Origin of the sequence: Alistipes montrealensis, assembly GCF_018362775.1 — a bacterium.
GTDB lineage: Bacteria > Bacteroidota > Bacteroidia > Bacteroidales > Rikenellaceae > Alistipes > Alistipes montrealensis.
In genome coordinates this window covers 93723-116409 of sequence record NZ_JAGYXY010000008.1, presented here as the reverse complement: position 1 = coordinate 116409, position 22687 = coordinate 93723, and the positions used below count along the sequence as shown (strand labels likewise).

13 protein-coding genes are annotated in these 22687 nt (G+C 59.4%); 1 reads left to right on the top strand and 12 read right to left on the bottom strand.

The annotated features are described in order from the left end of the window. Positions 1-174: 174 nt before the first annotated feature. Positions 175-951 (bottom strand): class I SAM-dependent methyltransferase, encoded by a 777-nt coding sequence (locus KG007_RS13420; RefSeq protein WP_213349604.1) that lies wholly within the window; start codon positions 949-951, stop codon positions 175-177. A 132-nt stretch (positions 952-1083) separates the two neighbouring features. Here KG007_RS13420 and KG007_RS13415 point away from each other — a divergent pair, with 132 nt between their 5' ends. Further along, a complete protein-coding gene (locus KG007_RS13415; protein WP_213349601.1) occupies positions 1084-1263 on the top strand; it encodes a hypothetical protein in 180 nt (59 codons plus the stop codon). A gap of 28 nt (positions 1264-1291) precedes the next feature. On the opposite strand, the gene KG007_RS13410 is transcribed toward KG007_RS13415, so the two are convergent. The 11 genes from KG007_RS13410 to KG007_RS13360 all read right to left on the bottom strand — a co-directional run bounded on the left by KG007_RS13410 (position 1292) and on the right by KG007_RS13360 (position 22300). Further along, positions 1292-1573: a zinc ribbon domain-containing protein gene (locus KG007_RS13410; RefSeq protein ID WP_195461486.1), complete on the bottom strand. Its 282-nt coding sequence runs from the start codon at positions 1571-1573 to the stop codon at positions 1292-1294. Between the two features lie 205 nt (positions 1574-1778). After that, positions 1779-2825 carry a hypothetical protein gene (locus KG007_RS13405; protein WP_213349598.1) on the bottom strand — a complete coding sequence of 349 codons (1047 nt, stop codon included), beginning with the start codon at positions 2823-2825 and terminating at the stop codon, positions 1779-1781. 20 nt (positions 2826-2845) lie between these two features. Then, positions 2846-4603, bottom strand: a complete 1758-nt coding sequence (locus KG007_RS13400; protein WP_213349595.1) for a RagB/SusD family nutrient uptake outer membrane protein — start codon at positions 4601-4603, stop codon at positions 2846-2848. A 12-nt stretch (positions 4604-4615) separates the two neighbouring features. Continuing rightward, a complete protein-coding gene (locus tag KG007_RS13395) occupies positions 4616-7507 on the bottom strand; it encodes a SusC/RagA family TonB-linked outer membrane protein (RefSeq protein ID WP_213349592.1) in 2892 nt (963 codons plus the stop codon). Positions 7508-7520: 13 nt separating this feature from the next. Next, the gene (locus KG007_RS13390; RefSeq protein ID WP_213349589.1) at positions 7521-9386 is read right to left on the bottom strand and encodes a RagB/SusD family nutrient uptake outer membrane protein; all 1866 of its coding nucleotides are present in this window, start codon (positions 9384-9386) and stop codon (positions 7521-7523) included. A gap of 13 nt (positions 9387-9399) precedes the next feature. Further along, on the bottom strand, positions 9400-12591 hold the full coding sequence (locus tag KG007_RS13385; protein ID WP_213349586.1) for a SusC/RagA family TonB-linked outer membrane protein: 3192 nt from the start codon (positions 12589-12591) through the stop codon (positions 9400-9402). Between the two features lie 86 nt (positions 12592-12677). Beyond that, on the bottom strand, positions 12678-14267 hold the full coding sequence (locus KG007_RS13380; RefSeq protein ID WP_213349583.1) for a BACON domain-containing protein: 1590 nt from the start codon (positions 14265-14267) through the stop codon (positions 12678-12680). Between the two features lie 123 nt (positions 14268-14390). Further along, positions 14391-15488, bottom strand: a complete 1098-nt coding sequence (locus KG007_RS13375) for a glycoside hydrolase family 88/105 protein (protein WP_213349580.1) — start codon at positions 15486-15488, stop codon at positions 14391-14393. 25 nt (positions 15489-15513) lie between these two features. After that, positions 15514-16941 carry a BNR-4 repeat-containing protein gene (locus KG007_RS13370; RefSeq protein ID WP_213349577.1) on the bottom strand — a complete coding sequence of 476 codons (1428 nt, stop codon included), beginning with the start codon at positions 16939-16941 and terminating at the stop codon, positions 15514-15516. 2 nt (positions 16942-16943) lie between these two features. Further along, on the bottom strand, positions 16944-18131 hold the full coding sequence (locus tag KG007_RS13365; protein WP_213349574.1) for a glycoside hydrolase family 88 protein: 1188 nt from the start codon (positions 18129-18131) through the stop codon (positions 16944-16946). A gap of 89 nt (positions 18132-18220) precedes the next feature. Continuing rightward, positions 18221-22300, bottom strand: coding sequence for a hybrid sensor histidine kinase/response regulator transcription factor (locus tag KG007_RS13360; RefSeq protein ID WP_213349571.1), 4080 nt, complete (start codon positions 22298-22300; stop codon positions 18221-18223). Between the last annotated feature and the right edge of the window lie 387 nt (positions 22301-22687).

Sequence of the window (22687 nt, the reverse complement as noted above, 5' to 3'; positions counted from 1 at the left end):
TCTGTCGCTACTTTGTTTCCCGATGCCGCGGCAAGAGCCGCCTAACGTCTCTGGAGCTAGATAAGATAGTTTCGAAGAAGCTGCCTTGAATCTGTCGATTCCTCTGGATTCTGCTGCCTGATCTGTTATTTGTGGAAAAACCTCCCGGGAAGGAGGTTTTTGAGTTTTTTAGTGCTATTTATCCCGGTTGGCTAAATATTCGTCGAGTGTGATGGGCGCTGGCCGTTTGTGGATTTTCTGCACGAGTTTTTCCCGGACGAGGTAGTAGCTGGCGCGAAGCGTGCGGTTTATTTCGACGATTCCTCCGCGTGGCGGGAAAATCTTCATGGTCATTTCCCGGTCCCATTTCCGGGTGAAGAAGCTGCTGTAATAGCCGTCTTCGGGATTTATGAGGTATTCGATCGATCCTTCCCATTCGATGCGATTGAGCATCAGGTTGGGCTCGGAGACATAGAGCATTTTGTATGGTAACGACTGGTAAGGCAGGTAGTTGAGAAAAACCTCGCCGTAGTTGTTACGGTAGTTGCCCGGCATCTTCTCCTTTTCGTAGAATACGAGTTTGTTGTCGATAAGCAGGATTACCCAGCGGTGCGATTCTTTGGGGAACATCAACTCGCCGAGCATGCTCGGGGTCTCGATATATCCGCGTTTGCCGACCCGGACTATCTCCTCGATGAATCGGGCCGGATTGTCGGCGTGCTCGAGGACCTGGTTGCAGACCACATAGTCGAACGCATCTTTTTTGAACGGGAGTTGTTCGCCGTCGGCCTCGATGAATTGCTGGTGGGGGTAAATCAGGACCTTGCCGCAACGGTGGGTGTTGTCGTGTGGAAATTTGTCGGCTATCACATCGGAACGAAACATCGGATCGTGTCCGGGACCGATTTCGAGTACCTTATCCCTGCGCTTGATGCGGAGATCCTGGCGTCCCAATGGATGACGGGTTATCATAGAGTGAGTTTGATGAGTGTCCTCGCAAATATAGGAAAAAACCGGCGTAAAAAATGAATCGGCCGAATATTTTCGGCCGATTTGTAAACGATCTTGTCCGAATTGTGAATCTGTTTCCGAAATTGTCGTGTAATGCTCTTTTTTCGTGAGGTTTATGACGCGATTGATCCTCGGAAAATTGCCTGGAATGCCGCGTTGATTTGCCTGCTTGGAGCCGATTTCACAAATGAAGAAGAGGGCGGGGATCCGAAACCGAAAGCTTTCCTGTCGGACTGCTGTCTTTCCGGTTCTGTGGGTGAACACTTCCCTTAAAAACTCCGGACCTAAGCCCGGGTTCTCATTATTTCCGCCATCGTTTGAGGCTCGGAAAAAACTGCTGCATGCCTGCAACCGCTTCTTCACGGGTGTAGCTGCTGCCGTCCTCGTGCTTGAACTCTTCGTAGAACTGTGCGCAATGCTGGATCATCTCCTCCATCGTGCAATCCTGCGTGAAGGCTCCGTCCTTGTAGCAGTAGACGCAGTAATCGGCGCTTGCCGTTCCGTCGGCTTCCGTGCCGAAATCGGCTGCCGCCTGCAGCGGCATCCCGCAACACTGGCAAAAAATCATCTCATCCATCTTCATAGGCTTTTGTTTTGTATCCGCGGCAGACCGTTATTGCCGGGATCGGTTGTTTTTGTGCAGCCCGCCGGAAGGCGGCTCCGTTACAAAGATAACCAATTCCGGGACTCCGGAACTGTCCGGGGCCTGAATTTGTTTTCGGCGATACAAAAAACGACCTCCGGGAGGGGTATCCTGCCGAAGGTCGTTCTGTCCGGAAAATTCGAGATCAGTTGTAATTTTTCGGATTTTCGTCCTGCCATTCGTTTACGCCGTCGCGTATGCGGTTGCGAAAAGTCAGCGTATCCTTGACGACCGTGTAGGTGTTATCGCCGTTGGCGTACCGGTAGTGGAGGAATATTTTCCGGTTCTGGAGCAGCCTTGCCCGGTTGAAACTGCTGCCGAGGTCCTCGATGGGCTGTGCGGCGTCGGTCGTGGCGACCGAGACGTTGGCTCCGTCGAGCGTCAGCCGCAGCGACCCTTCCTGCGTCCCTTTGAAATTCGTCGTGAGGGCGTCGGGCGCTACGGTCGTGAGCGTGTAAACGCCGTGCGTACCTTCGTCGCTGGGAATCTTCGTGGGATATACCTCGGACGAAAGCACCGTGCCTGCGGCATCTACGACGGAGGTTGTGCCGCCGTGGTAATAGTTGCCGAAGAGCATGTTTTCGTAGCGTACGGCGATTACTTCGAACGATTTGGAGAGCAGGATCGTGTCGGCGTCGGCGCTCGTGATGCGGAATCCGAAGGCGTAGTAGGGTTTGTTGCTTGCCTGCGCGTCGGCGAGGAATGCCGCCGAATCGGCCTTGACGGTGATTGTTCCCGTATGACGGCCTCGTGAAACGGTCATTTTTTCCTCCTGGCTCACCCGGAAATATTCGCGCGGCAGGGGTGTCAGTTCCCGGATTCCGCTGGACTTGATCGCTTCGGTGACGTAGCTTTGGCTGACGTTTCCCGATGTCGATGCGCCGCTCATCACCTCGAAGGCGGTGAACGGCTCGGAGGGTTGCCCCAGTTCGTCCAGGCCGTTGTAATGCGCGAGGTTTCCGGTCACCAGTTCATCGTCCAGCAGGTAATAGACCGAACGGTCGCGGTCGTTCGACAGGACCCCGGCCAGCACCGAACCGATCTGGAATTTCATGCCTTCCCCGACCACGAACGTGCGCAGGTCGTATTGGTAGGCGATGTATACGCCGCTGTAATCGTAATCCTTGACGTATTTTTCGTAGCAGCCCGTGAGGACTGCGCTGGCCAGTAATGCAGCAAATATCTTTTTCATAGACAACATGTTTTTCGGATTTATTCCCAGTTGGACCATCCTTCGTTCTGGACGAGGCCTTTCATGCGGATCATCTCCGAGTAGGGAATGGGAACGTACAGCGAGGTGTAATTCCGCTTCTCGACTTCGGCGAACGACGTGCCCGAGCCCGTGATGACGGGTTTGCGGATCGTCTCGTTCAGTTCCGCGACGTTCGACGCCCAGCGTCGCAGGTCGTAGAAACGATGTCCTTCGAAACAGAGTTCGATGCGGCGTTCGTTGCGTACGAGAGTCTCGAAAGCCTCTTTGCCGGCCGCTGCGCATTCGTCGAGATAGGGGTCCGCCGTAGCTCCGACGCCCGGCGTTCCGTCGTTCGTGGGGCGGCTGCGTAGGTAGGCGATCGCCTGTTTGGGCGTGTAGCCGTAAAGGGGTGTCGTGGGGCCTGAAACCCGGTTGGCGGCCTCGGCGAAGGTCAGGCACATCTGTGTCCAGCGGAGGAAAAAGATCGACTTGGGCATCGTCTGGATCTTGTCGTCGGCTTTGTTCCAGCCTAGGTAGACGAATTTGCGGATGTAGTAGTTGGTCATCGTGTTGTTGACGCCGCCCGCTTCGTCGCGTCCGCCGACCTTTGTATCGAAGGTGTACATCACTTCGTTGTTCGTGATGCGCCGGACTTGGGCCCCGTTGTAGAAAATGGTGCTGTAAAACCGCGGGTCCCGGCCGATGTAGGGGTTCTGCGGGTCGTTGTCGGCCGACGGATGGCCCACCGGATAGCCGTTGGCGGCGGGAAAGGCGTCGACGAGGTTTTGTGTCGGACCCACGCCGCCCGAGCCGAGGAACCCGTCGGGATAGAACAGGTTTTCCATCGTGCTGCTTTTCGAATAGTCCGACGACCAGATGATCTCGGGGCTGTTCGGGTCGGTCCACGAGAACGATGCCGCCGGGTTGAATCCATGCGCACCGTCCTGGGTGAGTTTGAAATCCATCACTTCGGCAGCATAGCGGGCGGCCTGTTTCCAGCGCTCTTCGTCGTTCGAAGGGTTGAAGGCCGGAGACGCCCATTGCAGGTAGGTCATGGCTTTCATGGCTTTGACTGCCAGGCCGTCGAACCGGAGCCAGCGCACGGCTCCCTCGACGGCAATGTCCCCGGCCAGCCAGTCGCGGTTGGCCGCCGGGAGGTAGTAGAGCGCCGAGTCGCAGTCGCGCAGGATCTGCTCGACGCATTCGTCGTAGGAGGCGCGCGTGAAATCTCCGGCATCGGCATCGAAAACGTCGATCGGTTCGGTGACGATCGGGAATCCGAGCAGGCGCCCGTCCGTGCCCCTGCCGCCCCATTTGCGGAGCAGGTCCAGTTGATACCATGCCCGGAGCGCATAAGCATCGCCCTGCAGGGAGCGTTGTACGCGGAGGTTCTGTTCGTTGTCGATCATGTAGCGGGTGTTGAGCCCCAGGAACTTGTCGAGGAACTTGTTGGCGTACATGATGCCTTTGTAGTCGCGTATCCAGTAGGTTTTGAAGGGGTCGCTCGCCGGAGTGCCCGAACCGACGGCGAAACGCCGCATGGCGTTGGTCTGGGCGGTGATGACCACATCGTCGGTCGCCCCGTCGAGGTAGACGTATTCGCCGCCCGAATAGGACGTGGGCAGCAGGGCGTAGCTCTTTTCGACGAATCCCCGGATCATCGAGGGGTAGTCGAGCAGGTTCTGGTCGGTATAGTGGCCGTTCGGCAGCGGGTCGAGGAAATCGGAACAGCCCGCGAACAGCAGTGCGGCAAACAGGACGATCAGGAATCTTTTCATGGTCATGTTCGGTTAAAAGGTGAATTTGAATCCGGCGGTAAAGGTCCGGTAGAGCGGGTAGGTCGAGACGCCTGCATTGATATTCTCGGGGTCGACATCCTTGATGCCGCTGATCGTGCAGAGGTTTGCGCCGCGCAGGAAAATGCGCAGCCCCTTGACGGCGGATTGGCTGCGGAAGCGCACGTTATAGCCCAGTTCGATGTTCTGGATTTTGAAAAATCCGCCGTCGCGCAGCCAGAAGTCCGAACCCTGGAAGTTGTTCGTGGCCTTGATGTAGGTCAGGCGCGGGTAGTCGCCGCCGATGTTGTCGCGGACGAAATTCGAGATGCTGCCGGTGCTCCAGCCGTTCCAGAAATAGCGGTTGGTCATAGCCGTAACGTAGCCGGCACGTCCGGTCCCGACGACGGTGAAATCGAAATTGCGGTAGCGCACGTTGATGCTCAGCGAGTAGTCCACCTTCGGCGAGGTGTTGCCGATCACGCGCGTGTCGTTGCTGTCGATCAGGTTGTCGCCGTTCAGGTCGGCGTATTTCAGGTCGCCTACTTCGACATTGTCGTCGAAAAGCTGCCGGGGCGAGGTCTCGATCTCTTCCCGGGAGGTGAATTTGCCCAGGCAGACATATCCGCGGTAGGCTCCGGTCATCGTGCCGGTTACCCGCTGGTAGTCGTAGACAACGTTTTCGTTGTAACGCAGGTACTTGCCCTTCGTGGTCGTAAGGCTTCCGCCGATGGTGTAATGCACGTCGCCGATCCGGTCCGACCAATAGAGCGCCGCCTCCCAGCCCTGGTAGCGGATGCGGTTGTAGTTCTCGTAGGTGTTGATGCCGTCCATGCCGTAGAGGGCGGGCAGCGTGCCGCTCATGTCGGTGATGATGCCGTCGCGCAGGGCGTTGTAATAGCTGGCCTCGACCGAAAGGCGGTTGCCGAACAGCATGGCGTCGATGCCCACGGTGACCTCCTTGCGTTTCTCCCACGTGAGGTCGGGGTTGCCCAGCCGCGAGATGGTGTTGACGTAGGACTGGTAACTGTTCGTCGAGCCGATCCACTGGTAGCCGGTGGTATAGGGGCCGAAGTTGATGCCTTTGCTCTTGACGTAGTAATCCTCGTAGAGCTCCTGCGACCCGAAGGTGTCGTGGCCGATGATTCCGGCCTGGCCGCGTAGTTTCAGGTAGTTAACCCATTTTACGTCCTGCATGAAACCCTCCTCGGAGATCACCCAACCCACTCCGAACGACGGGAAGGTCCCGTAGCGCTTGCCGCGCTGGAACATCGACGATCCGGCGTAGTTGACTACGGCCTGGAACAGGTATTTGTCGCGGAAGGCGTAGTCGAACGTCCCGATGAGCGTCTGCTGGCGTTCGCGGAAACTGTTGCCCGAGCGGTCCACCGATTCGAGGTAGTAGGTCGCCGACGCGCCGACGCGGTGGTTGTCGTTGCGGTATTCGTAGCTCAGTTTCTCATGGAGGTAGAGTCCCTGGTGGGTCCATTTCCCCATGTTCGACTTGCCCGATACCTGCGTGCCTTCGTGCGAGGTCTTGACGCTCTCGCCCGTAGCCGGGTCGTAGATTACGGCCGTGTAGTCGGGATTTTTACCGATGCGGGTCATGTTGAAGAGGTTCAGACCTACGTAGGACTGGAATTTCAGCCCCTTGACCAGCGACCCGAGGTCGTAGGTGAGCGTGGCGTTGACTACGCCCGAACGCCCGCGGTCGGTCGAGAATCCGTTTTCGGTCAGCGAGGCGTAGGGGTTGTTCGGGTAGGTCGAACTGACACCGTAAATGGTGTTGCCCGTCTCCTCGTCGCGCGAAACGACCAGCGGGAAGGCCAGCGCCGGAACCGTGAGGACTTCGCTGATGGCGTTTTCGAACTCGATCGTCGCGGAACTGCCGTAGCCGTAGCGGGGCTGGCGGCGGAAGGTAAGCCCTCCGGCAAACCCGAAGTCGATGTCGAGGTCTTTCGTGATGGCGGCTTTGAGGTAGGTGCGGACGTTGATGCGGTTGAAATCGGCTTTGCTCCCGACCTTGTAGATGTCGCCCTCGCCCGTATAGCCGATGTAACTGCTGTACTGGAGCTTCTGCGTGCCTCCGTCGATGGATACGTTGGCCTTGTAATAGGGCCTCGTGTCCGAAAACATCATGCTGCGGTAGTCGACGTTCGGATATTGCAGGTCGTTGGGGTCCTTGCGGGCATAGGCCGCGATCGCTTCGTCGGAGTAGAGCGGGGTATAGCCGCTGTTGATGCGCGCCTGGTTGTTGAGCCGGGCGTATTCGACGCCGTCGACCCATTCGGGAAACCGGTCGACGACGCTGACGCCGCTTTCGAACCCGAATTTGATGCTCCGGCCGTGGGTCAGCCCTCGCTTGGTGGTGATGTTCAGGATGCCGTTTGCCGCCCGTGATCCGAACAGCGCCTTGTCGGCCACGTCGCGGATGAGCGTCATGCTTTCGATCTCCTCGGGATCGAGCTGCAACTGGGTCATGTAGACCGGCATACCGTCGACGACGTATACCGGGGAGAAACTGCGCGTGTAGAGGACCGTGCGTGCCGTTCCTCCGGCATAGGTTACGCCGGGAATACCGGCTTGTTCGCGGACGGCGAGTCCGGCGATGACGCCCGTGAGCGAGTTGCGGAAATCGTTGGTCGGGTATTTGTCGATGTCCTGCTCGTAGTAGGTCGTGGCGTTGCCGGTCGCGACCGCCTTGCGGGTCGTACGGCCATAGGGCATGTCGAGTTTCTGGTAGATGCGCATTGCCCGGTCGGCCTTGACGATCGAGTCGGTCCGGAGTGCTTCCGCGGTCGTTATGGCCTCGCTGGAATCCGGTCCGGCGTGGCGCGCTGCGCCGTAGGCCGTCGCTGCAAAGAGCAGCAACGCCGTGCCCATCAGGTATTTGTAGCTGTTTTTCATAGTCGGTCGGGGGCTACCAAAGTTCATTGTTGACGAAGTTTTGCATCTTGTTGGCCTCTTCGGCGGGGAACGGCAGGTAATACATGGCGTTCTTCCAGTTGGCCTGGCGGTTCGAGGGGATGACCCGGCGGATGTAGCGGCGTCCCCGGGGGTATTCGGCCGAGACGGCTGTTTTCTCGATGTACATGCCCATCAGGGGCTGAGTCATCGTCTGCGGGGCGATCTTCCAGCGCCGGATGTCGTGGTAGTAGTGATGTCCTTCGAAGGCCAGTTCCACGCAGCGCTCATTGCGGATGCGCTCGCGCATCGACAGGGCGTCGCCCGTGAATTTGGCGAGTACGTCCGGCATTCCGGCCCGCGACCGGATTTTGTTGACAGCCTCCGTGGCCGTGAGGGCCAGGCCTCCTGCCGTACCGTTCGGGCCATAGGCTTCGTTGACCGCTTCGGCGTAGTTCAGGTAGAGCTCGGCCATGCGGATCAGCGGGTCGGTGTGCTGGTGGGCGGCCGAGGTTCCCAGCGCACCGTTCCACAGTTTGTTGACGTAATAGCCCGTGTTGGAGTAGCCTTTCTGGTCGTTCGAACCCCAGGCGATGCCGAACGTGCGGGCGTTGTTGTTGAGCGACGAGGTGGGATAGGTTCCCGTGGCGGGGTCGTAGTGGATGTTGACGCCCGACGGGCATCCCGCCACGACGCTGCCGTCGTGGAGAATCGTCTTGTCCAGGCGCGGGTCGCGGTTGGTGTAGGGGTCTTGTTCGTTGTAGTGGCCCGCGGCTGCGGCTGCAATGCGGTCGGTTTCGGTCAGGAGCGGATCGCCGTCGAGGGTTTCGAAGCGGTCGACGAAATTCTGCGTCGGGCAGTCGCCGCTGGCATTCGTGTAGTTCGAAACGGGGTAGCCGAAGCTGGCCGACCACGTGGAGGTGTTGATCTTGCTGCTGCCGTAGTTCCAGGCCCAGATGTGTTCGTTGGTGTATTTCGTGCCGTAGAAATTGCTGTTCCATTCCGCAAAGGGAACCAGGTCGTATCCGTATTGCCCGGCCAGGCGGATGGCTTCGGCGCAGGCTTCGGCGGCGTTCTGCCAGTCGCTCTGGCCGTGAAGGTTGTTCAGTTCGCTGGCGGCGTAAACCAGGCAGCGGGCCTTGAGGGCCTTGGCCGCCACGCCGTTGGGATAAGCCATGTCGCTGCTCGTGAGGTGTCCTTCCGAACCGGGCAGGGCGTCGCGGCGCACTTTTCCGGCGGCCACGAAGTAGTCGTAGGCGCGGTCGAGGTCCTCGGCGCAGCGGGCGTAGGTTTCCCAGGCCGAGAGGCGTGTCATGTCCCAACTGTCGTCGGCTTCGAGCGCTTTATCGAGGTAGGGCATGCCGCCGAAGACGCGGCAGAGCGTGAAGTGGGCGAAGGCCCTGACGAAATAAGCCTGCCCGATGAGGTCGTCTTTGTCGATCTGCTTGGCGTTCTGCACCATGTCGATATTTTCGATACACTTGTTCGCGACGCGGATAATGCGGAACATCGAGTAGGAGATCGGACGGAGCGAAGTGCTGGTTGTCCACTCCGTGACGTTGGCGCCCAACGCTCCGGCCTTGATCTGCTGAGCGCGCAGCCAGCGTCCGCCGTCGCTCATGTCGGTCAGTGCGTACCACGTAAAGCGACGGGTGTTGAAGTCGATGTAGAGCGGATAACCTAATTTGATGTTGATGTTGTCGCCGCTGTCCTTCTGTCCCGTACGTCCTTCGTAGACGTTGTTGAAATAGGCCTTGAAGTTGTCCCAGGTCGAGAAGACCTGGTTCTCGTCGAGTCCGGTTTCGGGATCCATGTCGAGGTAATGGCAGCCCGGAGCGGAGAGCGTGCAGGCCAGCAGGAGGGATAGTATCAGTTTTTTCATATGCTTTCCGTTTTTAGAATCCGATTTTGACACCCAGTTTGACGCTGGTCATCTGCGGATAGAATCCCGAGGTGAAGGTCGTGCTCTGGGGATCGCCTTCGACCAGGCTGGAGAAGGAGAACAGGTTGGTCGCCGTGAGGTAGAGGCTCAGGCTGCGGAAACCCACACGCTGGCGGAGACGCTTGGCGTTGAACGTATAGGCGAAGTAGACCTCTTTCAGGGTCACATAGTCGGCCTTGCGCCATGTGCGGCCCGCAAGCATCATGTTGACCCCGGCGTCGCCGCTGCCGCCCGCCCACATATACATCGGGTGGCCCGACGTGCCGCCGTAAACCAGTGTGGCGTGGTTGGCGTCCCGGTTGTCCGGACGCCAGTAGTCGAGCTGCGATTTGGTGATGCGGTAATCGCCCTTGTTGAATTCGATTTCCCAGCTCTTGTTGTATTCGACCCACTTGCCGAAGTTGGCGTACCACAGCATGCTGAATTCGAATCCCTTGTAGTTGAACCCGGCGTTGAACGAGCAGATGGCCAGCGGGTACTGGCTGCCGGCGATGGCGTGCAGGTCCTTGTCCGAGAGTTGTCCGTCGGCCGAGTAGTCGAGGTATTTGTAGGCGCCGATGTTGACGAAGTTCCAGTCGGTCGTGTAGGCGGGGTAGTTGTGGATGTCGTCGATGGATTCGTAGTAACCCGAGTCGACGATGTCTACGCCGCTGGTTTGTCCCTTGTAGGGTTTTCCGGCGGTTTTCTGGTAGTCGGGCGCATAGGGCGCATCCTCGTAGTTGGTGATGCGGTTTTCGTTGAGCGAGACCATTGCCGAGAGGTTGTAGCCGAATCCCGAAGCGGTTTTGTCGGCCCAGCCCAGTTCGATGTCGATGCCGTGTTTCTTCATGCTGCCGCGGTTTACCTCTTTGTAGGAGGTTCCCACCAGCATCGTAACGTTGGGCGAAACGAGCATGTTGGTACGTTTTTCGTCGAAAAGGTCGAGGTTCAGCGTCAGCCGGTTGTTCAGCCACCCCATTTCGATACCCAGGTCGCGCTTGCGGGCCTCTTCCCACTGTGCGACGAGATTGGCCGCCGCGCTTTCGTAGATGTAGCCGTCGCTGCCGCTCGAATAACTGCTGAAATAGAGCCAGCGCGAGTCAGAGCTGTCGCTGCCGACAAGGCCGTCCGAATAGCGGATTTTCAACTTCGACCACCAGGGCATGGCGCGTTTCCACCATCCCTCTTGCGACGGAACCCATCCCACGGCTACGGCGGGGAAGAATCCGTACCGGTTCTCGGGCGAGAACTGCTCCGATCCCGTGTATCCGAGGTTGCATTCGAACAGGTATTTGTGCTTGTAATCGTACGTTACGCGGCCCACGAGTCCCTGCGTGCGGTAGGGGAAGTTCGTGGTTTTGATGTTTTCGCGCTGGTTGAACAGGGCGAGCGCCGTGACGGTGTGATCGCCGAACGTGCGGTTGTAATCCACCGCTCCCTCCCAGTAGAAGGTCGCGTAGTAGGTGTTCTCCATCGAACCCCGCGTCACGGAATAGGGAGTCTGTTCGTAAACGACCTCGCTGGCCGCGGAGTAAATCCACGGATTGCCTACCCCCGAGTCGTACCGGTCCCAGTCGATGTAGAACGTGGGATTGCTGTTGGCGGCCGTCTGCGAGATGCGCGAATAGTAGGTGCTCAGCGAAACGTTGGCTTTCAGCGAGAGTCCCTTGGTGATGAAGTCGAGTTTCTGTTCGAAATTGAGGTCGGTGTAGAGTTTGTTATCCGTAATCTGGTCGAACTCGCCCGTCGAGAGCGTCGTTCGGGCGTTCTTGAAGTAAGCCGTGCGGTGGCTCGAAATGCGGCCTCCCGTGGCGTCGGGATAGTCCGTGTCGGGAATCTCGTCCAGCACCCAGGCCGGGAAGTAGTCCGGGTACATCATCGGAGAGGCGGAATACATCATGTTGAAAAGTCCCGAGACGCTCGCTCCCGTGGGTTTATCGCGGATGCCCAGCACGCCGCCCACCTTGACCGACAGTTTGGTCGTTTTCGTCACGTCGAAATCAAGGTTCGAACGGTAGTTGATGCGGTCGTAACGGAAGTTGGCGTTGCTCCATTCGGAGAAATCCTTGAAGATCGAACCCTCGTGGGTGTATCCCAGCGAGAGGAAGTATTTGACGCGCTCGGAGCCTCCCGAGACGTTGTAGTTGGCATTGATCGTCTGGGCGCAGTTGCGCATGACGATGTCGAACCAGTCGTTGTCGGGATAACGGATCGTGTTGAGCCGCGACGAAGGCCGGGCGTATTCGTCGATCTGCGACTGGGGGATCAGCGAGCCGTAGCTCTGGGCGTTTTTCAGCGCCACGTTGAGCAGCGAGGCCGTCTGCGCCGAACTGATGTGGTCGGGAATTTTCGTCGGAAAGTCGAGACCGTAGGAGAGCGATACGTTCATGCGCGGCTTGCCCGTCTTTCCCGTACGGGAGGTCACGATGATGACGCCGTTGGCTCCTTTGGCGCCGAATACGGCAGTCGCCGAAGCGTCTTTCAGCACCGAGATCGACGCCACCTCGTTGGGGTCGAGGTCCGTGAAACTGCGTTCCACGCCGTCGACCAGTACCAGTGGTTTGGAGCCGTTCCAGCTCGAAACGCCGCGGACGAAGATGTCGGCGTCGTTGTTGCCCGGCTGGCCGCTCGCCTGGATGGTCGTCACGCCCGAGAGTTTACCCGTAATGGCGTTGGTGATGTTGGTCGTGCCGGAATTGACGAGCTGTTCGTTGTTCACCTGGGAGATGGCGCCCAGCACGCTCTCCTTCTTCTGCACGCCGTAGCCCACGATGACTACGTCTTCGACCTTGTGGGCCTCTTCGGCGAGCGTCACCTTCAGGGGCGAGGTGTCGACGACGGCTATTTCCCGCGCCTGGTAGCCCAGGAACGAAATATGGAGTACGGCGCCTTTGCGGACGCGGAGCGAGAATGCTCCCTGTCCGTCGGTGATCGTGCCGCCGGCGGTTCCTCCTTTTATCGTGACCGCTGCGCCTGCGATCGCTGCGCCGTTGGTGTCGACGACACGCCCTTTGGCCTGGATCGTCGGTTGCTGCGCCTCGGCAGCCTGTTCCCTGGCGGCAACCGGTCCTGCCGCGACTGCGAACAGCAGCATCAACAGCGTCGCGCCCAGGCAGCGAAGCCTGGCGGACGTTATTGAAAACGGGTTGAGGTAGATTTTTTCCATGTATGAAGTTTATTTAGGTTCGGGGATGTGGCTGCGGACCGCCGGCCGGTACGAAGGCCGGCCGGCAGTCCCTGCGGCCTGGTTTTTCAGGGGTCGATCCGGTAGAAGGCGATGGCGTCGAGTTCGCCCGTCGACCATTGGCGCAGGCGGATCGTTCCAGCGCTGCCCGGTTTGGCCAGCAGCGCCTTACCGTCCGTGCGGCAGGCTCCTGCGGCGCAGCGGAGGCGTATGCGGACATTGCCGTCGGCGATGGGCTGGGCGAAGGTGATGGTCTCATTGATGTCGATCACTTCGTCGGCCTTCACGAGTTCGAAGCCCGCCGTCACCGTCGTATTGTCGACCGGGAAGATGAATTCCTGCGTGCGGGAGGCTTTCCATTCCCCTTCGTCGAAATAATCGATCGACCAGTATTTGGGCGCTGTTCCCGTTCCGCTCAGACCGCAGCGGAAATTGACCGACGTTCCGGCCGCGAAGTCCTTGACCGGGATGACGAACTCCATATTGTCTCCGGTCCAGATCTGCTTGATGGCGTAATGACCTTTGCCGTCGCTGCTGATGATGAACGAGGTCGTATAGTCGGGTGTTTCGGCGACGTGGTTCCACTGTCCGTAAGCCGTCGTTCCGACAGGTTGGTCCGGAAGGATTTTTCCGCTTGCCGGCCAGTCGGCGTTGACGGTTTTCAGCGTTTCGTCGGTGAGCGTCCACCAGGCCAGCAGGAGGTTGCCTTTCGCCTCCTGTGAAACAGCGATCACGACATCTTCCAGCGCCGGGTCGTCGGCATGGATGGTCAGCGTGCCGTTGCGCGCCGCGCCGCCGTTCGGTTCTGCCGTAAGCGTCACTTCTGCCGGGGCCGCGGATGCTGCGCCCTCGGCGGGCGATACGGTGAGCCAGTCGAGGTCCGTTTTGGTGACGGTCCAGTTGCGGTTGCTCTGGATGTGCAGGGTCGTGGGAGTTTCCGGTGCATTGGCGAAGGCGAGTTCGTTCTCTTCGGCTCCCGTGACCACGAGCATCGGCTCGTCGCGGTAGGCCGTCTGGCGGACCGTTACGACGACCGGTTCCATGCCCGCGGCGCGGAATGAAACGGAACCTTCGCGGGCGTCGCCGCCGTTGGCTGTCGGGGTCACGGTGATCGTGGCTTCCTGTTTGCGCGAGCCGGACAGCGGGGCGACTTCGGCCCAGCCGAGGTCCTGTTTGTCGGCCGTCCAGTCGACGTTGCTGTACAGCTTGAAGGTGACGGGCTGGATGTCGGTGAATTCGAACGCCAGCGTGTTGTCCGTGAGTCCGCTCAGGGTGATGGCCGGCGTGATGGGATAGGCGTCCTGCGTTACGGTCACCGTTTGCACGCAGGCTCCGGCGTAGATGGTCAGTTCCCCGCTGCGTTCCAGGTCGTCGTTCGCTTCGGCCGAGAGACGGATCGTCGCCGGGAGTTTCGAGCCGCCGTTCATCTGCGATACGGTGAGCCAGTCGAGGCCGCTTTTGGCGATCGACCACGTTTTGTTCGATACGATGGTGAATGTGATGTTCTCCTCGGCGTCGCAGGTGAATCTCACCCCGTCGTCCAGTCCGCTGACCTCCACCCGGTCGGCGGCTTCGGTGGCGGGGTCCGAGGAGCAGGACGCCGCAACGACTCCCGACAGCAGGAGCATCGCCGCGCATGCAATTTTTAAGGTCGTCATTCTGATGGTTGTTTAGGTTCGGTGGTCAAAAGTATCTCAAAGCATCCGATTCGTTTTTCACGAGTGTCTTTGTTTTTTGTCGCAAAGTCGCATCCGGCTTTGCGCAGGGCATGCAGTGCGGAATTACATCTTCACGATCTCCGAAGCCGCCATCAGGAAGGCTCCGACGCCGTAAACTTCGGTCATGTCGCGTGTCGCCGAAGCGGGCGATCCGCCGATCGGCTGCACGTATTCGAGGCGTCCGTCGCTGCGCACGTGGGAGCAGAGCGCTTTCCAGCCTTTGCGTGCGGCTTTCCGGTAGGTGCTTCCGGTCAGGATGCCGCGGTTCACGCCCCATGCCAGTCCGTAGGTGAAGAATCCCGAGGCGCTGTTTTCAGGCATCGGATAGGTTTCGGGATCGAGCATGCTGGGATGCCACGACCCTTTCCGGTCCTGGCAGGCCACGACCGATTCGGACATTTCGACGAAAAGCCGCCGGTAGTACCCGTACATCGGATCGGTTTCGGGGACGGTTTCGAGCAGGATTGCCAGCGCTGCGTAGCACCAGCCGTTGCCGCGGCTCCAGAAGACCTTCTCGCCGTTCTTTTCCCGCTTGGGGATGAACCGGGCGTCGCGGTAGTAGAGCCGCTCGGCGGGGTCGTAGAGCGCTGCCGTCGAAGCATAGAATTCGCTGTTCATGAATTGCAGGTACTTCGGGTCGCCCGTGATTCGGGTCAGCAGGGCATAAACCGGCGGGGCCATGAACAGCGCGTCGCACCAGCTCCAGCGTTTCGACCCGTTCTTGGCTTTGATGTGCAGTTTGGTCTTCGCCGGGAACGCAATGACCGAATCGGCCCGCTGGAGGACGGGACGGAGCATTGCCGTGTCGCCGTAGCGCTGGTAGAGCATCAGGTAAGCCTGCCCGACGCAGATGTCGTCGGCGTGGTACTGCCGCCGTCCCATACACCAGCCGTTGCGGCGGCCGATGCCGAGTACGAACTCTTCGCAGGGTTTGTAACCCGACGTTTCGGCCCAGACGACCATTCCGCGGTAGAGGGCGCCGTTGGCCCAGTGCTGGTCGCTGCGCCGGTCGCCTTTCGAAAGGTAACGGCCGAAGTTGTCGATCTGCCATTGCGCTACGCGGTTGGCGATCTGCGTGTCGCGTTTCCCGGCTTCGGCGCTGGCCGGGGCGCCGAGGATTGCCGCCGTGAGCAGCAGGAACGTGATAAGTCGTTTATACATGGTGTGTCGTATTGGAATGGGTTGTCTAATTGCGGGGTTTGCCGCCGGGAACGGGCTCGGGTTTCTGCCACTCGGCCTTCATGGTGTAAGGCATGCGGAAAACATCGCCTTTGTCGTTGCAGAAATAGAGGTACGAGATGCTCAGGCTGTCGGGATTGCCGTCGGCCCAGAACGCATAGAATTTCCGGTCGGCGTTGAGCGGCCGGCGGGCATAGCCGTGGTTGCGCGGGCTGTCGTGGGTCAGCGTACGGACGCGTTCCCACGTTTGGCCCTTGTCGCGGCTGCGCCACATGACCATCTCGCCGCCCGTGCCCCAGTACTGGGGGCCTGCGTCGGTCGGTGCGACGACGGTCCATACGTCGTTGCGGTCGATCCAGAGGCTGCCGCTGTCGTAGCAGTGCGTCGAGGTGGTGATCTTGCTGTAAACCCATTCGCGGCCGTTCCAGTGGACGGTGTGCCATTGGCGGATTCCGCCGTCGGGGCCCGTCAGGTGGTTGTCGCTCGTCAGGTAGAGGATCACGGGCTGTCCGTCCGTTCCGAAATTGATGTCCTTGATGTAGCAGTTGCGCTGTTCCGACTGGTAGTCGTGTACGAGTGCATTGTTTTTCGACCGCGTGATCGGCAGTTCCACCGGTTTCCCGTCGATCGTCGTCCAACTCCGGCCCCAATCCTCCGACTGGATATAATAGATATTGGTGCGGGTGTCGACACTGCCGTTGATGTGGCGGTTGAAGCAGCACATCAACTTGTCGCCGCAGAGGTTCGAGAACTGGTAGTGTCCCGATTTGGTCTCGCCCTCGTCGATGATCGAGGCGATCTGCCGGTAGTCGGACCATTTGCGGCCGTCGGGGCTTGTCTGGTAGAACAACTGCCGCACGCCGTCGTAACGGGTGAAGAAGAGGAAGAATCCCTTTTCGGGGTGGTAATGCACCTGCGGGTAAGTCATGATGCTTTCGTTGACATACTCGAATTCGGAGATGTCATAGGGCTTTTTGCTGCGATAGCGGATGCCGGGGCGCTTGTTGGCCCGGCCGGCGACGAATACCCAGATGTATCCTTCCCGGTCGATCTGGATCGTGGGATCGTCGTGGGGGTCGCAAACGCCGTCCACCCCTTTGTCGAAGACCACGACCGGACGGCGCAGCATTCCGGTCTTATGGTCGTAGCAGCCCGCCATGCAGAGCAGGTATTTCTGCTCCTCGGAGGGTGTGCCGCCGTAGACGAAGAAGGTCTTGTCGACCAGGGGTGCATAGACCGCCATCGGGATGTGTTTCATCGTGTAGGTTCCCAGTCCGCCCGAATATTTGGCTCCGTAGGCCGAACGGGCCTGTCCGATCGTGAACCAGATGCCGCGGTATCCGTCGGCGGTTTGATTGTCCATTGATGTGTGTTCCTGCGCTCCCGCGGCCCATACCGTGAGAACGAGTGCCAGTGACGCTAAAATCTTTTTCATGGTTATTTCTGTGTTTTGTAGTTTTTAAGCCGGAGCAAAGCTTCGAGGAAATAATAGTCGCCGTAGATGATCGGCACGTCGACCTGCGAACCCGAAGGTTTCGACCCTACGCTGTGGTCGATCAGAAAGCCGCACTTCTTCCCGGCGGGAATCAGGTAACGGTCCGAAGCGAGCGACGTGAGGATTTTCCGGGCGGTCCCGTAATAGGATTTTTCCTTTCCGGGGACGTATTTGGCCAGTTCGAGCAGGGCCGAAGCGGTGATGGCTGCTGCCGAAGCGTCGCGCGGTTCGTCGGGAATCCCGGGGGCGTCGTAGTCCCAGTAAGGCACGAGGTCTTCGGGCAGGCGGGGATGGTTGATGAAATATTCGGCGCATTTCACCGCGCGGTCCAGGTAGCGCGGATCGCCCGTTTCGCGGTAACACATCGTAAAGCCGTAGAGCGCCCAGCTCTGACCGCGCGACCAGGCCGACGCGGCCGAATAACCCTGTCCGCCGCGCTGTCCGGTGACACGTCCCGTTCCGGCGTCGTAACAGACGATGTGGAAACAACTGTTGTCCGGGCGGAAGTGGTTTTTGAGCGTGTTGTCGGCATGGCAAACGGCGATGTCGTAGTAGCGCTTGTCGCCGGTGAGTTTCGAGACCGTGAACAGCATTTCGAGGTTCATCATGTTGTCGATGATGACCCGGTAGGGATTCGGGTCGCCGTTTTTGTTGTCCCACGAACGGATCAGCCCGACGGCCGGGCTGAAGCGGGTGAGCAGGGCGTCGGAAGCGTCGATCAGCAGTTGCCTGTACGCCTTCTCTCCCGTCAGCCGGTAGGCTGCGGCGCAGGGACAGCCCACCATGAACCCCAGGTCGTGGGTTTTGGTGTAGCGGCGCAGCGTGTCGAGGGGCGCCGTTCGGCGGCGGGCCATGTCGAGCCATTTCGGGTCGCGGGTATATTCATAAAGGAACCAGATATTTGCCGGGAAGAATCCGCTGATCCAGCCCCTCGCCGAATTGGTCTTGATCGTTCCGTCCGTATTCCACGAAGCCGGGAACAGGTCGGGCGAGGTGAGCAGCGAGTCCAGCAGGGCGGTCTGCCGTTCGGCGCGAGCGAAGGATTTGCGGACGATGCGCTGCGCTGCGGCATCTCCTGCGATGAATGCGAGCAGGCAAAAGGTCAGTACGAGTCGAAGCGTTTGTTTCATGTTTTTGGGGGTTGGTTTTGTCAATGCAAAGGTATTCCGGCGGCGTTTAAACCTTCGGTACGGCAGTCTTAAAAATATGTCCGAGAATCTCAATCGGCCCTCCGGGAGGGGTCAGACCCCCCCCGCGTCGCGTAATCTTTCGGCGTAATACCGAAATGCTGTTTGAAGCAGCGCGAGAAATGCGACTGCGAACTGAATCCCAGCAGGTCGGCCACTTCGTTGAGGCGGTAGTCCCGGCTGCGGATCATTTCGGCCGCCCGGTTGAGGCGGTAGATCAGGATGAAATTGTTCGGTGTGACACCCGTCAGCGACTTGATCTTGCGGAAGAAGCTGGCGCGGCTCATGCACATCTCACTGCTGAGGGCATTGATGTTGAGTGTGCTGTCCGAAATGTTGTTGTCGATCAGTTGGCGCAGTTTGTCCACGAAGGCCCGGTCGGCGGCCGAGAGTTTCACCTCCTCGGTTTCTGCCCCGTCGGACGTTTTCCCCGATTCGGAAAGAATCATGTCGCGCAGTTTGCTGCGCGTAGTCAGCAGGTTGTCGACCACGGTTTGCAGCAATTCGGGGTTGAACGGCTTGGTCATATACACGTCTGCGCCCTCCTGGTAACCGACGATTTTGTCCTGGTCGGTGACTTTCGCCGTGAGGATCACGACGGGAATATGGCTCAGCACTACGTCGTTCTTGACCTTGCGGCAGAGTTCGTATCCGTCCATCTTCGACATCAGGACATCGGTGATTACCACGTCGGGCATTTCGGCGTTGATCAGGTCGAACCCGTCGACGCCGTTGTCGGCAACGAAAACATCGAACCGCGGGGCAAAGATCGAGCGGCAGTAGAGTTGCAGTTGCGGATTGTCTTCGACGAGGACGATTTTCGGCCGCGATTCCGAATGACCCCCCCCCAGCCTTCCGGGCAGTTCGTCGCCGGAGAATATTTCCCGGGCAGCGGCCGCCGTCATGCCGTCGATGAATTCGGCGGAAACGGTGGGCTCGCCGACGAGGTCGTACAGCGTTTCGTCGACCGGGATCGCGAAGGTGAAACACATGCCGCCTTCGGGCCGCACTTCGGCTGCGATGCTGCCTTTGTGTACAAGCAGCAGTTGTTTGACATAATGCAGGCCGATGCCGGTTCCGGTTGTGTTGCGTTCACTCTGGGTCAGGCGTTTGTAACGTTCGAAAATACGCCCTACGTCCTCCTGGCTCATACCGATACCGTCGTCGGTGACGCTGACGACGAGGTAGCGGGACGATGCGGCCGCTCCCGCGAGTTTTTCGGGGAGCGAGTCCGTGAGTGCCAGCGCAACGTCGACGTGACCGTGTTCGGGTGTATATTTCAGGGCGTTGGAGACGAGGTTCGAAAGGATTTTGCTGAATTTGTCGGCATCGACGGCGATGACCATCCGTCCCGGCGGTACGCTCGTCGTTTGCAGGTCGATGTTCTTTTCCCGGGCGAGGCAGGCGAAGCCGTCCGTCAGTCGGTTGACGTAGGGTATGATATCCTGCCGGCAGACCGACAGCGGGAGGGTGTCGTTTTCGATGCGGCTCAGGCTGAGGGTCTGGTCGATCAGTTTGAGCAACTGCTGGATGTTGTAGTTGATCAGGTTGACCAGTTCGCGCGAGCGTTTTTCATCGGTGATGCCCGGCAGCATGTTTACCGGACCGTAGATCAGCGAGAGCGGCGTGCGCAGTTCGTGGGATATGTTGGTGAAGAAGTCGATCTTCATGTTGGTGAGTGCCTTTTCGCGTTCCAGCTCCGTGCGGGCCAGTTCGAGCTCCATTTTTTGCAGCCGGCGGCGCAGGTAAAGCCGGTTGGCAAACCAGGCGGCTCCGCCTGCCGCGGCGATGTAGAACAGGAAGGCGTACCACGTCAGCCACGGTGAAGGCTTGATGACGATTTCCAGCCGCTGCGGCTCTTCGTTCCAGAATCCGTCGGGGTTCTGGGCCTTCAGTTCGAAGGTGTAGTGCCCGGCGGGCAGGTGTGCGTAGTTGGCGCTGCGGCGGTTTTCGACATAATTCCACTCCTCGTCGATCTCGCCGCCGTAGAGCCGGTAGGCGTAGCTGACCTTCTCCGGCGAAAGGAACGTCACGGCTTCGTAGTTGATGTCGATGTTGCGCTGCTTGTGGTTGAGGACGATGCGTTTGGTGTCGTTCAGCGGTTTGGTGAGGACTTTGCCTTCCGAGGGATGCTGGACGATGCTGTTGATCCTGATTTCGGTCAGCACCAACGGCACGGGCGACTTGGTGATTTTGGGGATGACGCGGCCCGGCGCGAACTGCGCCAGTCCGGTGTTGCCGCCGAAGTAGATCATCGCCGACGTGTTGAGCGAACAGTGGGGGTAGAACTGCTGGGTCTGGAGCCTGTCGGACTGGAAGTAGGTGGTGACCCGCTCCGTCGAGGCCGTGATGAGCGAAAGTCCGTAGGAGGTGGCGACCCAGGTGTTGCCCTGGGGGTCCTGTGTAATGCCGGCGATCTCGTTGCTCGCGAATCCGTCCCGGAGCGTGTAGCTTCGGAATCCCTGCTGCGGGTGGTAGCGCAGCAGTCCTCCCGAGCGCGTACCGATCCAGAGCGAACCGTCTTTGCCGCAATAGAGGCAGGTGGGGCGGCGCAGGGCTGTGGCGATCATGCTGTCGGCCGTTTCGATGCAGGGCCGGGCGTCGAATTGCCGGGTATCGACGGTGTAGATACCCTGTCCGGACACGGCGGCCAGCATCGTGGAGTCGTCGAGCCGCACGACATCCTGCACGTCGCACTCTTTGAACCCGGCTTCCTGCAGCCGGGTTCCTTCCCAAAAGACGAGTCCCGAACGCGTGGCGGCCCATACCCTCCGGCGGGCGTCTTCGCAGAATCGGTTGACAAGGACCCGGTCGGGCAGCAGCGTGTGGCTGCGGATGTTTACGAGTTCCGTGGTGCACACCGCGATCCGGTCGTCGATGTTGGCCCACAGCCGCCCGGATGAGTCGTAATGGAGCGCCGTGATGCCGTTGCTTCCGAGTTGCTGCATGAGCGGGCTGTTCTCCGTCGTATGCCACCGTGTTGCGTATTCCCGGTTGTTGTAGCCCAGCAGGCCTTTGTAGTGGCTGCCGATCCAGAGTGTCCCGTTTTCCCCGATCGTGATGGCGTTGATGTATTTGCCCAGCGTCTGCTTGCCGAGGCGCGCCATCTGCGAGAAGTTCTTTTTGTAGGCAAAGCGCACCGAATATCCGCGGTCGGCCGTACCGACCCAGACGTTTCCTTCGCGGTCGCAGAACCCGCAACTGAAATCGCTCGTATAGTTGAGTTTGTAGAACCGGTTTACGACGTTGTGGTCGAAGACGTGGTTCGAAAGGTCGATTGCATGGAGGTTGTCGCCCTGTGTGCCGATGTAAATGGTGGCGTCGTCCGCCGGGGCCAGCATCGTGACGTTGAATTCCGCTGCATGGGACAGACACCGCAGCAGCCGGGGGTCGGTCGTGGGGCGTCCTGTCGCGGGGTCGAGGACTACGATGCCCTGTTCCGTGCCGAACCAGATACGGCCTTGTCGGTCGCAGCATCCGCAACGGAACTTTGCCGGGCGTGCGAGGACCACCGAGTCGCAGAGGCCCAGTTTCCGGTCGTATTTGAAGACGTTCTGTCCATCGGCGCTTCCGCCCCAGAAATAACCCTGCAGGTCGGCTTCCAGCACCAGGGGACGGTGGTAAGGCGAATCCTTCCGGGCCAGTATCGTGCGGCTGGCGGCGTCGAAGAGCACCATGCCCGCAGGTCCCGAACAGACGATCTGCGGACCGCTGCGGGTGATGTGGTGCAGTCCGCGTTCCGTCAGCAGGCGCTCGAAGTTGTCGTACAGCGGGTTGTAGATGCAGATGCCGCCTGCTGTGGCGATCCAGAGCGTGCCGTCGTCGTCGGTGCGGATGTCGTGGACCCGGTTGGCGGGGAGCGATGCCGGATCGTCCGGCTCGCTCTGGTAGTAATAATAGGTCTGTCCGTTGTAGCGGCAAAGTCCGTTGTCGGTTGCGATCCAGATGTAGCCGACCTTGTCCTGCGCAAAATTGCGAATCGTCAGGTTCGGCAGGTGTTGTACAGCCTGCGGGTCTGCGGAGACGCCCCCGCAAATGCAGAGAAGCAGCGCCAGCAGGAGCAGGCGTCCGCTGGTCGGGGCAGGTATCTTGTCGGATAGGTGTCGGTTCATGGGGCCAGTAGCTTGGGAAGGGCTATAACAAATGTAGGGACTTTTTCGGGTATAAATGGTATACTGAAGTTGTTATTTTCCGATGTCAGACCGTGTGTCGTAAAACCGGGGAGCGCCGCGATTCCGGCAGTTTGGAGCTTCGTACAAAGAAAGGTATTCCCCGGGGTTTATTTTTGTCTGCCCGTGTCAAAATTTTGTCTTTCCGTTCAGGCGCAGTCGGCCGCGGCGCCGGGGTGTATGTCCGCGGTATGAGTGAAAAACCGGCTCCGGACGGCGTTGTACCCCCGATAAAGGCGTACGCATGTGGCCATTTCGGTAGTCCCGAAGGGGATCGCGGGCGGCTTTCCGGGCCCCTTGCGCAGGCTTGCCGATGCCGCATTTTAATTT

Excerpts from the sequence above, each read along its gene's own strand:
- KG007_RS13420 (WP_213349604.1), bottom strand. The coding sequence starts at position 951 with ATGATAACCCGTCATCCATTGGGACGCCAGGATCTCCGCATCAAGCGC.
- KG007_RS13415 (WP_213349601.1), top strand. The coding sequence starts at position 1,084 with ATGCTCTTTTTTCGTGAGGTTTATGACGCGATTGATCCTCGGAAAATT.
- KG007_RS13410 (WP_195461486.1), bottom strand. The coding sequence starts at position 1,573 with ATGAAGATGGATGAGATGATTTTTTGCCAGTGTTGCGGGATGCCGCTG.
- KG007_RS13405 (WP_213349598.1), bottom strand. The coding sequence starts at position 2,825 with ATGAAAAAGATATTTGCTGCATTACTGGCCAGCGCAGTCCTCACGGGC.
- KG007_RS13400 (WP_213349595.1), bottom strand. The coding sequence starts at position 4,603 with ATGAAAAGATTCCTGATCGTCCTGTTTGCCGCACTGCTGTTCGCGGGC.
- KG007_RS13395 (WP_213349592.1), bottom strand. The coding sequence starts at position 7,507 with ATGAAAAACAGCTACAAATACCTGATGGGCACGGCGTTGCTGCTCTTT.
- KG007_RS13390 (WP_213349589.1), bottom strand. The coding sequence starts at position 9,386 with ATGAAAAAACTGATACTATCCCTCCTGCTGGCCTGCACGCTCTCCGCT.
- KG007_RS13385 (WP_213349586.1), bottom strand. The coding sequence starts at position 12,591 with ATGGAAAAAATCTACCTCAACCCGTTTTCAATAACGTCCGCCAGGCTT.
- KG007_RS13380 (WP_213349583.1), bottom strand. The coding sequence starts at position 14,267 with ATGACGACCTTAAAAATTGCATGCGCGGCGATGCTCCTGCTGTCGGGA.
- KG007_RS13375 (WP_213349580.1), bottom strand. The coding sequence starts at position 15,488 with ATGTATAAACGACTTATCACGTTCCTGCTGCTCACGGCGGCAATCCTC.
- KG007_RS13370 (WP_213349577.1), bottom strand. The coding sequence starts at position 16,941 with ATGAAAAAGATTTTAGCGTCACTGGCACTCGTTCTCACGGTATGGGCC.
- KG007_RS13365 (WP_213349574.1), bottom strand. The coding sequence starts at position 18,131 with ATGAAACAAACGCTTCGACTCGTACTGACCTTTTGCCTGCTCGCATTC.
- KG007_RS13360 (WP_213349571.1), bottom strand. The coding sequence starts at position 22,300 with ATGAACCGACACCTATCCGACAAGATACCTGCCCCGACCAGCGGACGC.